At 68.7% G+C, this 12,649-nt stretch carries 7 protein-coding genes; 5 read left to right on the forward strand and 2 right to left on the reverse strand.

The window, feature by feature from the left end; translation table 11 throughout:
* Positions 1–155: 155 nt before the first annotated feature.
* Together QN357_RS13895 and QN357_RS13900 are read right to left on the reverse strand one after the other, a co-directional pair.
* Positions 156–1,202, reverse strand: a complete 1,047-nt coding sequence (locus tag QN357_RS13895; protein ID WP_134446165.1) for a zinc-dependent alcohol dehydrogenase family protein — start codon at positions 1,200–1,202, stop codon at positions 156–158.
* A 138-nt stretch (positions 1,203–1,340) separates the two neighbouring features.
* Positions 1,341–3,527, reverse strand: coding sequence for an ATP-dependent Clp protease ATP-binding subunit (locus tag QN357_RS13900; protein WP_134446164.1), 2,187 nt, complete (start codon positions 3,525–3,527; stop codon positions 1,341–1,343).
* 185 nt (positions 3,528–3,712) lie between these two features.
* Here QN357_RS13900 and QN357_RS13905 point away from each other — a divergent pair, with 185 nt between their 5' ends.
* The 5 genes from QN357_RS13905 (at position 3,713) to QN357_RS13925 (ending at position 12,380) form a co-directional block, all read left to right on the forward strand.
* Positions 3,713–5,644 (forward strand): primary-amine oxidase, encoded by a 1,932-nt coding sequence (locus QN357_RS13905; RefSeq protein ID WP_322189078.1) that lies wholly within the window; start codon positions 3,713–3,715, stop codon positions 5,642–5,644.
* A 99-nt stretch (positions 5,645–5,743) separates the two neighbouring features.
* Positions 5,744–6,652: a universal stress protein gene (locus tag QN357_RS13910; protein WP_166787243.1), complete on the forward strand. Its 909-nt coding sequence runs from the start codon at positions 5,744–5,746 to the stop codon at positions 6,650–6,652.
* Positions 6,653–6,739: 87 nt separating this feature from the next.
* Entirely contained in the window at positions 6,740–10,147 is a 3,408-nt protein-coding gene (locus QN357_RS13915; RefSeq protein WP_322189075.1) for a DEAD/DEAH box helicase, read from the forward strand.
* A 137-nt stretch (positions 10,148–10,284) separates the two neighbouring features.
* Positions 10,285–11,604 carry a glycosyltransferase 87 family protein gene (locus QN357_RS13920; RefSeq protein ID WP_166790701.1) on the forward strand — a complete coding sequence of 440 codons (1,320 nt, stop codon included), beginning with the start codon at positions 10,285–10,287 and terminating at the stop codon, positions 11,602–11,604.
* A 134-nt stretch (positions 11,605–11,738) separates the two neighbouring features.
* The gene (locus QN357_RS13925; RefSeq protein ID WP_277870862.1) at positions 11,739–12,380 is read left to right on the forward strand and encodes a histidine phosphatase family protein; all 642 of its coding nucleotides are present in this window, start codon (positions 11,739–11,741) and stop codon (positions 12,378–12,380) included.
* Positions 12,381–12,649: the final 269 nt, after the last annotated feature.

Below are 12,649 nucleotides of genomic sequence, written 5' to 3' on the forward strand. Positions count from 1 at the left end.
GTGTCAGGCAGGTCCCGAGACAGAACTGTCAGCAAGGTCATGAGACAGAACTGTCAGATTGAGAACGAGACTTCACAGCCCCTTCACGCGAAGCGAAGGGGCCTTTTTCGTACTCTCGCGGCCAGGAAGGCTGCGAGCGGCGGGTTCCGGGCGGGTTAGGGGCGGAGGAGGACCTTGATCGCGCGGCGCTCGTCCATCGCGGCGTACGCCTCGGCGACGTCGGCGAGCGGCAGCTCCAGGTCGAAGACACGGCCCGGGTTGATCGCCCCGGAGAGCACCTCCGGCAGCAGTTCCTCGATGTAGCCGCGCACGGATGCGACACCGCCGTTGATCCCGACATTGCGGCCGAAGAGGGGCTGCATGGCAATCGGGCCACCGGTGGGCACGCCCACGTAACCGACCATTCCGCCGGGTCGGGCCGATGCGACAGCTTGCTCCATCGATTCCTTGGTTCCGACGCACTCGAGCACGAAGTCCGCGCCGATGCCGTCGAACATCTCGTGGATCTTCGCGACGCCCTCGGCGCCACGCTCCTCGACGATGTCAGTCGCGCCGAATTCGCGCGCGACGACCTGCCGCGAGGCGTGCCGGGACATGGCGACGATCCGTGAGGCCCCGAGGCGCTTCGCGGCGAGGATCGCACACAGGCCCACGGCGCCGTCACCCACGACGACGACGGTGCTGCCCGGGGTCACTCCCGCGGAGACCGCGGCGTGGTGCCCGGTGCCCATCACATCTGCGAGGGTCAGCAGGCCCGGGATCTGGGCATCCGTCGGCTGGGACGGTGTCGCGACGAGGGAACCGTCCGCGTGCGGCACGCGGACGCGCTCGCCCTGGGCGCCGTCGGCGAAGCCGCCGAGCCGGTCGTCAGCACCCCACCAGCCGCCGTGCAGGCAGGAGGTGCTCACGCCGTTCCGGCAGTTGATACACGTGTTGTCGCAGTCGTAGAACGGCGCGATGACGAAGTCGCCGACCTTGATCGTGGTGACGTCTGCGCCGATTTCCTCGACAACGCCGACGAATTCGTGGCCGATCCGGTGCGGCTCCTTGGTCGGCTGCACGCCGCGGTACGGCCACAGGTCGGAGCCGCACACGCAGGCTGCGACGACGCGCACGATCGCGTCACCGCCGGTCGAGAGAATCGGGTCGGGTACTTCTTCGAGGCGGATGTCCCGCTCGCCATAGATCACAGTTGCACGCATGCTCCGAGCCTAGTTCCCGACCTCGCCGGCACGCCGTCGCCCAGCCCCCGTTCCGCTGACCGCGAAAGCGGGTGAATCGTCGGTTTCAGGGTGCGAAAACGACGCCTCACCCGCTCTCGCGATGATACGGGCTGCGCTCTAGAGGTCGGCCTCGTCGAGCGGATGCGGCGGCACGGGCACAGCGGGCGCAGGCGCGACCGTGAGGGAGTCGCCATCGGCCGCGAGGTCCACGAGCACGGTGTCACCGTCGCGCACCTTGCCGGAGAGGATCGCGGTCGCGAGCCGGTCGTCGATCTCGGTCTGCATGAGCCGCCGCAGTGGGCGGGCGCCGTACATCGGGTCGTAGCCGCGTTCGGAGAGCCAGGTGCGCGCCCGCGGCGTCACGGCCAGTTCGAGGCGGCGCTCCACGAGGCGCTTCTCGAGCCGGTCGATCATGAGCTCCACGATCTGGCCGAGGTCCTCCATCGACAGCGACTGGAAGACGACGATGTCGTCGAGCCGGTTCACGAATTCCGGCTTGAAGGTCTGCCGCACGAGCAGCTGCACGGCTTCCTCCTTTTGCTCGGTGCTGAGCGTCGGGTCGATCAGGAACGCCGAGCCGAGGTTCGACGTCAGCACGAGGATGGTGTTGCGGAAGTCGACGGTGCGGCCCTGGCCGTCGGTGAGGCGCCCGTCGTCGAGCACCTGCAGCAGCACGTCGAAGATCTCGGGATGCGCCTTCTCGACCTCGTCGAACAGGATCACCGAATACGGGCGCCGGCGCACCGCCTCGGTGAGCTGCCCGCCCTGCTCGTAGCCGACGTAGCCGGGAGGCGCCCCGACCAGGCGGGACACCGAGAACTTTTCGCCGTACTCGCTCATGTCGATGCGGATCATGGCCTTCTCGTCGTCGAAGAGGAACTCGGCGAGCGCCTTGGCGAGCTCGGTCTTGCCCACGCCGGTCGGTCCGAGGAACAGGAACGAGCCGGTCGGCCGGTCGGGGTCGGAGATGCCCGCCCGGCTGCGACGCACCGCGTCTGCGACCGCGCGCACGGCGCGCTTCTGGCCGATCAGCCGATGCGCGAGCTCGCCCTCGAGGTTGAGCAGCTTCTCGGTCTCGCCCTGGAGCAGGCGACCGACGGGAATACCCGTCCACATCGCGACGACGGCGGCGATGTCCTCCGCGGTGACCTGGTCGTTGACCATCCGCGGTCCGTCGGACTCTGCCTGCTCGGCGGCGGCGAGTTCGCGTTCCATCACGGGGATGTCGCCGTAGAGCAGCCGGGAGGCGCGTTCGAGGTTGCCCTCGCGCTGGGCCCGCTCCGATTCACTCCGCGCGGTGTCGAGTCGGGTCTTGAGCTCGCCGACCCGGTTGAGCGAGGCGCGTTCCTTGTCCCACCGGGCCTGCAGTCCCTTCAGGGTGTCCTCACGTTCGAGCAGGTCGGCCCGCAGCTTCTCGAGCCTCTGGCGGGAGGCGTCGTCCTTCTCCTTCTTGAGGGCCAGCTCCTCGAGCTTGAGCCGGTCGACGCTGCGGCGCAGCTCGTCGATCTCGACGGGGGCGGAATCGATCTCCATCCGCAACCGGCTCGCGGCCTCGTCGATCAGGTCGATGGCCTTGTCCGGCAGCTGACGCGCGGTGATGTACCGGTTCGAGAGGGACGCGGCCGCGACGAGAGCGGCATCCGCGATCGACACCTTGTGGTGCGCCTCGTAGCGCTCCTTGAGGCCGCGCAGGATCGCGACCGTGTCCTCCACGCTCGGCTCGTCGACGAGCACCGGCTGGAAGCGCCGCTCGAGGGCGGCGTCCTTCTCGATGAACTCGCGGTATTCGTTGAGCGTCGTCGCTCCGATCAGGCGCAGTTCGCCGCGGGCGAGCATCGGCTTGAGCATGTTGGATGCCGCGACAGAGCCCTCCCCGCCGCCCGCACCCATCAGGGTGTGCAGTTCGTCGACGAAGGTGATGATCTGACCCTCGGCGTCGTTGATCTCCTTGAGCACGGCCTTCAGCCGCTCCTCGAACTCGCCGCGGTACTTCGCCCCGGCCACGAGGGCGGCGAGGTCGAGCGCCACGAGCTGCTTGCCCTTGAGTGAGTCGGCCACGTCGCCGGCCACGATCCGCTGGGCGAGACCCTCGACAACGGCGGTCTTCCCGACACCGGGTTCGCCGATCAGCACCGGGTTGTTCTTGGTGCGGCGGGTGAGCACCTGGCTCACGCGGCGAATCTCGGCGTCCCGCCCGATCACGGGGTCGAGCTTGCCGCTCTTCGCGATCTCGGTGAGGTTCACGCCGTACTTCTCGAGCGCAGACTTCGCCTCTTCCTGGGGCGGCTGCTGGCCTGCTTGCATGGGAAGTTCCTCTCTCTCGTGCGACAGCCCGCCGACAAACAAAGCTGAGTCGCGTCGACTCAAGTTTAGAGGCTGGCGACGCTCGGCGCCAGCACTCGCGTCCGGCGGTACCGGTGCCATAATGACCGCAAACGGCGGCAGGCGACAGCGCCGCCGAGACACGCCTTCGATGATGAGGAGCCCCGATGACCTTCCATCCCCTCGACCCGCTGACGGCCGACGAGTTCACCGCGGCCGCAGCCATCGTCGGCCGCGAGCGCGGTGTCGGACCGGGCTGGCGCTTCGCCTCGATCGAACTCGTCGAGCCGGGCCGGCACGCCAGGTCCGCCTTCGATCGTGCCGGTGCGGTGCCCGAGCGCCTCGCCCGGCTCGTCGTGCTGAACCGGGCCGAGAACAGCACCTGGGTGGCGCTCGTCTCCCTCAGCGCAGACGCCCTGCTCGACTGGACCACGGTGCCGGGCGTGCAGGCCAACTTCACGGTCGACGAGTGGGACGAAGCGGATGCGGCTCTCCGCGCGCACCCGGACGTCGTCGCCGCCCTCGCCCGCCGGGACATCACCGATCTCGACAACGTCTTCATCGACACCTGGACCTACGGTGACGCCGTCATCCCTGAGCGATTCCGGGGCAGGAGGATCGGCTGGTCCGACGTCTGGGTGCGCGCGGAGGCGGGCGCCAACCCCTATGCCGGACCGGTGAGCGGACTGCACTTCGTGATCGACGTCAACACGATGGAACTCCTCGACGTCGAGGACTCGTTCGCGGTCGACCGCCCGGCCGTGATGGGCGAATACGTGCCGCATCTCATCCCTCCTCGCATCCGCGACCTGAGCCGGCGGCCTCCGCTGAGGCCGCTCGACATCGTGCAGGCAGAGGGGCCGAGCTTCACCGTCACCGGCCACCGGGTCGAGTGGCAGAACTGGTCGCTCCGGGTCGGCTTCAACTACCGGGAGGGCATGACGCTGCACGAAGTGAGCTACCGGGACGGCGAGCGCGTCCGCCCGATCGCCAACCGGCTCTCCTTCGCCGAAATGGTCGTGCCCTACCGGGATCCGAGCGTCGATCATTTCCGTCGCACGGCTTTCGATATCGGCGAGTGGGGCCTGGGCTTCATGACGACCTCACTCGAACTGGGCTGCGATTGCCTCGGCGAGATCCGCTACCTCGACGCCGTGCTGCACAACAGCGCCGGCGAACCGTACTCGATTCCCAACGCCATCTGCATCCACGAAGAGGACAACGCCGTGCTCTGGAAGCACGTCGACCACGATGGCGGATCGGAGGTACGGCGGATGCGTCGCCTCGTCGTCTCCTTCCACGTCACCGTCGCGAACTACGAATACCTCGTCTACTGGCGCTTCTACCAGGACGGCAATATGGAGTGCGAGGTGCGCGCGACCGGGATCATGGTCGTCACGAGCCTCGACGCGGGCCACCCGCATCCGAACGGCACCCTTGTGGACACCCGCACATACGCCCCCTTCCACCAGCACTTCATCGTCGCCCGGATGGACCTCGACATCGACGGGACCGAGAACACGGTGTTCCGCTCCGAGACGCGCGTCGAGCCGATCGACGAAGCGAATCCGCTCGGCCTCGCCCTCACCCAGCGGAGCACGCCCATCGAGACCGAGGGCTTCGACGACTACGACTGGGCGACCCAACGCAGCTGGAAGGTCGTGAACGAGGCGACGTTGAACGGGCTCGGCACCCCGGTGTCGTACAAGCTCGTTCCGGGCGGCGCAATTCCCTCGTTCTTCGACCCCTCCTCGCCGGTGTTCCAGCGCGCCCAGGTGATCGGGCACACGGTGTGGGTCACCCCCGGAGACGAGACGCAGCGCTGGCCCTGCGGCGAGTTCGTCAACCAGAGCGCGGTCGACCACGGCCTGCCCGAGTGGACCCGCGCCGGGCGGCCGGTGCGGAACACCGACATCGTGCTCTGGTACGTCTTCGGCATCCACCACATCACCCGCCCGGAGGAGTGGCCCGTCATGCCGGCCGACACCGTGTCATTCTGGCTCAAGCCGGTCGGCTTCTTCGACCGCAACCCCTCCCTCGACGTGCAGCCGGGTGCCGCAGGACACGCGCACGGACATGAGCATCACGACCAGCACTGACCAGCACTGACCAGCACTGAGCAGCACCGAGCAGCACCGGCCACGAAGCGCACAGACCAGCCCCACCGACATTTCACCGAGAACCCAGGGAGATCCAGCGTGACCAGGACAGCGAACTACGTCGTCGCCTACGAAGCGACCGATCGCGGCAATGATGCCATCGAACTCGGGGTCGCCCTCGCCCGGCTGACCGGAGCCGAGCTGCGGCTGTGCCTCGTGCTGCCGCACTCCACTATCGCGCCCTCCCGGCTGCGCGCCTCCGGCTCCGACTTCGAGGCACTCCTCGAACAGCAGGGCCTCGAGTGGCTCGCCGGCGCCGCGGCGAGAGTGCCGGCCGACGTCGTGGCCACGACGCACCTGATCTGGGCGGATGCGACCTCCGACGGGCTGCTGAGGGCCGTCACGGAATTCGACTCCGACCGGATCGTCGTCGGAGCCTCACGCCACGGCATCCGCGGTCGCTACACGATCGGCAGTGTCGCAAACGCCCTCCTGCACGCCTCGCCCGTACCCGTCGCCCTCGCGCCGCACGGGTACCTCGCCCCGGCGCAGATCTCCCGGATCACCTGCGCGATCGGAACCCGGCCCGGCTGGTCGACTCTCCTCGATTCGTTGCTGGCGTTCACGGAGGGCCTCAGCGTTGACGTGCGCTTCCTCACCCTCGTCGAGGTCGACTCCCGGCGCGCCCAGCACGGCGAGTCGACGCCCGCTGTCGAGGCGGCCCGGACCGCGGAGAGCACGGCGCATCTCGAATCGGTGCTCGAGTATTACTCGACGCGATCGTCTGCTCCGGGCGCCATCACGACCGAGGTCGCCGTCGGCGAGAACGTGGAGTCCGCGGTGGAGGCCATCGAGTGGCGAACGGACGAAGTCGCCTTCGTCGGTTCGAGCCGCCTCGCCCAGCCGACCACGATCTTCCTCGGCATCACCGCCCACCGGATGCTCAACGCCCTTCCGGTGCCGCTCGTCGTCGTCCCCACCGGCGCCGCCGCCCGCCTCGCCCGCTGAGCGGCAGCGGAGGCCGCCGCCGCCTCCGCTGCCGGCCACACCGTGGGAGAATGGGGTTCGACCTTCTAAGGAACCCTCTTCCCCCTTATGGCTCACTCTCTCAGCTCACACGAGATCGCCCTCCTCGTCGGAAGCCAGGCCTTTTCGCGCGGTGAACGTTATGCGCGCAACGGCCACGTCCTGTCCGAAGTCTGGGACGACTCGGGCACCAGGCTCATCGGAAAGGTCCGGGGCACTGGACGCACGCCGTACACGGTGACCATCTCGTTCATCCTGAATCCCGCCGGTGTCGCGGTGCGCGCGACCGGGCTCTGCACCTGCCCGATGCGGAGCAACTGCAAGCATGTCGCCGCCTTGCTCGTCACGAGCCGGAACGGCGGGAATCCGGGCTCGATCGAGGCCGACGAGGCCGACGTCGACCGCTTCCGCAGGCGGTCCGCGCCGCCGGCCCTGTATGCAGTCCAGTCCCCCGCAGCAGCATCCGCAGCGCCCGCCCCGACCGTCCCGCGCTGGCGCAGCGCGCTCGGCGGCCTGCCCACACCCGGAGAGACGGCCGCGCGGACAGGGACGGAACTCGCGTTGCAGTTCCAGGTGCTCGCCCCGGTCAACTCCCGGTTCCAGTCCGGTGGACGGCACCTCGCCGCCCGGCCGATGCTGCTCGGCAAGCAGGGCCGCTGGATCCGCGGCGCCCTGACCTGGGACAACATCGCCCAGACCGCAGGCACCGCCCAGCGCGCCCAACGGCGGGTGCTCTCCGCGCTCTACGCCCTGCACCTCGCCGGACGCCCGTACTACGGCTCGGCGACGCAGTGGATCCAGCTCGACGACTTCCCGGACCGGGCGCTCTGGGGCCTGCTCGAGGAGGCGACGGCCGCCGGCATCCCGCTCATCTCCACCTCGGGCGCCCAGGATCCCGTGCGCATCGCCGATCGTCCCGCATCACTCGAGCTCGACATCCGCCGCACACCCGGCGGCCTCGCGCTCACCCCCACCGTCGTACTCGACGAGCACCGGCTGCCCGGCGGCCGGTTCGGTTTCACGGGCGACCCGGCGCACGGCATCTACACCTGGCAGGATGCCCCGGCCGGGGACCCGACCGGAGGCAGGCTCACCCTCGCGCCGCTCGCTGTCGAGGTCAGCAGGGAGCTGCGGAACCTCGCCGCCACCGGCCAGTCCATCGACGTGCCCACCGCCGACGAGCCCGACTTCCTCGCCGAGTTCTACCCGTACCTCCGCGACCGTGCGCGCGTCACGAGCCGCGACGACTCGTTCGAGCTGCCCGAAAGCCCGCGCCCCGAGCTCACGCTCACGATCAGCCACCAGGCGGATGCGCGCATCGCTCTGAACTGGGCGTGGCGCTACCAGGCGGGCCCGGCCGCCACCAGCACCGGCACCAGCACCAGCACCGAAACCCCAGCAGGGGAATACGACCTCGAACTGCGGCCGGCTCCGGGAGAGCACCGCTACCGGGACTCCGCCGCCGAGGCACGGATCCTCCGCTCCGTCGACGAACTGCTCGCACCCCTCACCGAGCTCGCCCCGCGGCGCGGCGGGGTGCCCCGGCTGTCCGGGCACTCCGAACTCACCGGCGCCGGCATGATCGACTTCCTCGAGGGGGTCGTGCCGCGGCTCGAAGTACTCCCCGACGTCGTCGTCGTGCAGAGCGGCGTCGTGGTCGACTACCGGGCGGCGGACACCGCCCCGGTGATCAGCGTCGGCACGAGCGAGCGCCTCGACGACCGGGACTGGTTCAATCTCGCGGTGTCCGTCTCGATCGACGGAGAGGACGTGCCCTTCGACGTGCTGTTCCGGGCCCTCGCGACCGGCCAGGACATCCTCATCCTCCCGAGCGGCACGTACTTCAGCCTCGACCGGCCCGAACTGCACACCCTGCGCCGCCTGATCGAGGAAGCCCGCAGCCTGCAGGAACCATCCGCGACCTCCCTCGGCATCAGCCCCTTCCAGGCCGACCTCTGGGAGGAACTGCAGGAACTCGGCGTCGTGACAAGCCAGGCCGCCGGCTGGCGCGACATCGTCGCCGGGCTCACCGACGTGGAACGGGTACCGACGCTCCCGCTGCCGGACGGCGTGCACGCGACACTCCGCAGTTACCAGCAGTCCGGCTTCGAATGGCTCGGCTTCCTTCACGACCACCGGCTCGGCGGGATCCTGGCCGACGACATGGGGCTCGGTAAGACCCTGCAGGCGATCGCCCTGATCAGCCGCGCGGTGGCCGCACGCGACAGCGACGCACCCGCGCACCCGTTCCTCGTCGTCGCTCCCACGAGCGTCGTCTCGAACTGGGCTGCGGAGTGCGCGAGATTCGCGCCGGGCCTGCGCGTCGCATCCGTCACGGAGACCTCGCGCAAACGGGCGACGGGCATCGCAGCCCTCCATGCCGAAGCGGATGTCGTGATCACCTCGTACACGCTGTTCCGCCTCGACTTCGACGAGTACAACGCGGTGCCGTGGGCCGGTCTCCTGCTCGACGAGGCCCAGTTCGTGAAGAACCGCGCATCCAGGGCCTACCAATGCGCCCGGCGCCTCGACACACCGTTCAAGCTCGCGATCACCGGCACCCCGCTCGAGAACAATCTGATGGAGTTCTGGTCGCTGCTGTCGATCACTGCGCCCGGCCTGTTCCCGAGCCCCACCCGCTTCGCGGACTACTACCAGAAGCCCATCGAACGGGATGCGAACGACGAACGGCTCGCCCAGCTGCGCCGCCGCATCCGCCCGTTCATGCTGCGCCGCACCAAGGAGGAGGTCGCCGGTGACCTGCCGAGCAAGCAGGAGCAGGTGCTCGAGCTCACCCTGAACCCCCGGCACCGGGCCGTCTACGACACCCACCTGGCCCGGGAACGGCAGAAGGTGCTCGGCCTGATCGAGAACCTGAACGCGAACCGTTTCGAGATCTTCCGATCCCTCACGATGCTCCGCCAGCTCAGCCTCGACGCGGGCCTCTACGACGCCAAGTACGACGGGATCCCCTCCACCAAGCTCGACGCGCTCCTCGAACTGCTCGAAGACATCGTCGCCGGCGGGCACCGCACCCTCATTTTCAGCCAGTTCACCCAGTACCTCGGCCGGGCCCGCAACCGGCTCGAAGCCGCCGGTATCAGATACTCCTACCTCGACGGCAAGACCCGCAACCGGGCTGCGGTGATCGACGAGTTCAAGACCGGTACCAATTCGGTGTTCCTGATCAGCCTCAAGGCCGGAGGCTTCGGGCTCAACCTGACCGAGGCCGACTACGCCATCCTGCTCGACCCCTGGTGGAACCCCGCGACCGAGGCGCAGGCCGTCGACCGGATGCACCGGATCGGCCAGACCAAGAATGTGTTCGTCTACCGGCTCGTCGCGAAGAACACGATCGAGGAGAAGGTCATGGCGCTCAAGGCCACCAAGGCACGCCTCTTCGACAGCGTGCTCTCCGCCGACGGCGCCAGGGGAACCGCGCTCACGGCCGCGGACATCCGCGAACTGCTCGCCTGACCGCCATCAGGCTGTGAGCTCTCTCAGCAGGAAGGGCCGGTAACCGGGCAGAACTGTCTTGCAACCCAGCGCACAAACCTATAATTTGGATGAAGTCTGCCCTCCCGGGCTTTTGGCCGTCTGCAGAGGTGAGTGAAATGTCCTACATTCTTGACCAGGTCGACCACCGGGTCCGACGCGTTCTCACGCCCGCCCGCCGCCTGTGGCTGGAAACCCCCCGCACCCTCGTGATCGGCTTCATCGCCATCCACGTCGTGTTCCTCCTGGCCCTCCTCCCCGCGATCCTGACCGGCAATGTCCTCGGCGACCTGCCCCTCTACCGCACGTGGGCCCAGCAGGGCCTCGTGCACCACGTCTGGATGGGCATCAACGTCGAGTGGGTCTACCCGATCGGCGCCCTGTTCCCGATCGTGTTCGCCGGCCTCGGCGGTCCGCTGTTGTACCAGCTGATGTGGTTCCTGATGACGGCCGCGCTGAACGCCCTGGCCGTCATGGTGCTCACGGATGCCGGCCGCAAGATCAGCGGCTACCGTTCCGCCTGGTTCTTCCTCGTGATCAGCTTCGTCCTGAGCCCCGTCGGCCTGCTCCGGCTCGAGGGCCTCACCGCCCCGCTCGTGATCATGGGTCTCGTCCTGCTCGCCCGTCGCCCGATCGTGGCCACAGCACTGCTCACCATCGCCACCTGGGTGAAGGTCTGGCCGGCGGCCGTCGTTGTCGCCGTCGTTGTCGCGTCCCGGCGTCGCATCACGGTGATCCTCACGGGCATCGCGGTCACGGCCGGCGTCGTCGGCACTGTCTTCGCTCTCGGCGGACTCAAGTACATCACCGGCTTCGTCACGATGCAGTCCGACCGGGCTATGCAGCTCGAAGCGCCGATCACGACCCCCTGGGTCTGGCTCGCCGCCCTCGGCCACCCGAACACGTTCATCTACCAGAACTACGCGATCGCCACCCGCGAGGTCAGCGGACCCGGCACAACGCTCGTCGCCTCCCTGATGAATCCGCTGATGTTCATCGCCATGGGGGCGATCGTCACGCTCATGCTGGTCGCGTTGCGCCGTCACCACGACGTCTCGCAGCTCCTGCTCGTCGGGTCGCTCGCGCTCGTCGGCGCCTTCATCATCTTCAACAAGGTCGGGTCCCCTCAGTACATGCTGTGGCTCGCGCCCGTCGTCATCGTCGGAGTCAGCCACAGCTGGCACGCCTGGCGCGCGCCGGCGTACATGATGGTCGCCATCGGCGTTCTGACCACGCTGATCTTCCCGGTGTTCTACATGCCCCTCGTCAACGGCGACCTGTCGGCGCTCGTGCTGCTGACGGCGCGCAACGGCCTCCTGATCGTGATGTTCGGCTGGTCTCTCGTCACGCTGTGGCGCATGGTCGTGGCTCCCGTCACCTCGCCCGCACTGCTCTCCCGCCGCCTGGCCGCGAGCAACTCGCGTAGCGTCGCCGCCTGACCCGGCGTCAACCCGCGCAGTCTCCACCCGCCCAGAGCCGGGCGTAGCCTTGCCGTGCGTCGCAGGCGTTCGGGCAGGGTCCGGGCCGCCTTGGCGATTCCCGGTTGGGTCCCCGGCCGGGGGACAATGGAGTAGTGACTTCACCAACGACCTTCGCCCTTATCCGCCACGGCCAGACCGACTGGAATGCCGCCATGCGGATCCAGGGTCTGTCGGACATCCCGCTGAACGACACCGGGCGCGCGCAGGCCGCCGAGGCGGTCGGCCACCTGGCGGACTACGACTGGGACTTCATTGTTTCCTCGACCCTGTCCCGGGCCGCGGAAACCGCCGACCTCATTGCGGACGGCCTCGGCCTCACGGTGACCCGCCGCATCCCCGAGATCGTGGAACGCAACTACGGTCCCGCAGAGGGCCTGAGCGCCGGCCCTGAGCTCGACGCCCTGCGCATCGATGGCGGTCCGACCGGCAACGGCGGCTTCATCGGCGCGGAGTCCGAAGCGGATGTCGCCGCGCGCGGCCTCGAGGCCTTGCGTGAGCTCGCCGTGGCGCACCCCGGGGCCCGGATCATCGTCGTCTCCCACGGCACGCTGATCCGCCTGACCCTGATGAAGGCCCTCGGCGAGTTCGTCGGCACCATCACCAACGCGGCCCTGAACGTCGCCAGCCTGGACGACACCGACTGGTCGCTCCAGGTACTCAACGGCGAGGTCCTGACGGCAACAGACGACCTCGACAACGACCTGGACGCCCTCGACGCCGTCCCCGCCCGCTGACCCCTGAGCTCCCGCTGACCGCTCCCGCTGACCGCCCCCGTTGACCTCCGCGGGTGGCGCGCCGGTTGCGCCGTTACGCGCCCGGCGTGTCCTGGGGCGTAGCGGCGCTGGTGTCGCGCGGGGCCAGTGCAGGGCTGCGAGGCTGGCTGATGCATGTGGGTTAAAGCAGAAAAGCCACCCCGTGGGGTGGCTTTTCTGGTGTTGCTAAGTTAAGTCCGGCGGTGTCCTACTCTCCCACAGGGTCCCCCCTGCAGTACCATCGGCGCTGA

It is taken from the genome of Cryobacterium sp. RTC2.1 (assembly GCF_035018685.1).
Taxonomy (GTDB): domain Bacteria; phylum Actinomycetota; class Actinomycetes; order Actinomycetales; family Microbacteriaceae; genus Cryobacterium; species Cryobacterium glucosi.

Coding starts and splice junctions, on each gene's coding strand:
- QN357_RS13895 (WP_134446165.1), bottom strand. CDS start 1,202: ATGCGTGCAACTGTGATCTATGGCGAGCGGGACATCCGCCTCGAAGAA.
- QN357_RS13900 (WP_134446164.1), bottom strand. CDS start 3,527: ATGCAAGCAGGCCAGCAGCCGCCCCAGGAAGAGGCGAAGTCTGCGCTC.
- QN357_RS13920 (WP_166790701.1), top strand. CDS start 10,285: ATGTCCTACATTCTTGACCAGGTCGACCACCGGGTCCGACGCGTTCTC.
- QN357_RS13905 (WP_322189078.1), top strand. CDS start 3,713: ATGACCTTCCATCCCCTCGACCCGCTGACGGCCGACGAGTTCACCGCG.
- QN357_RS13915 (WP_322189075.1), top strand. CDS start 6,740: ATGGCTCACTCTCTCAGCTCACACGAGATCGCCCTCCTCGTCGGAAGC.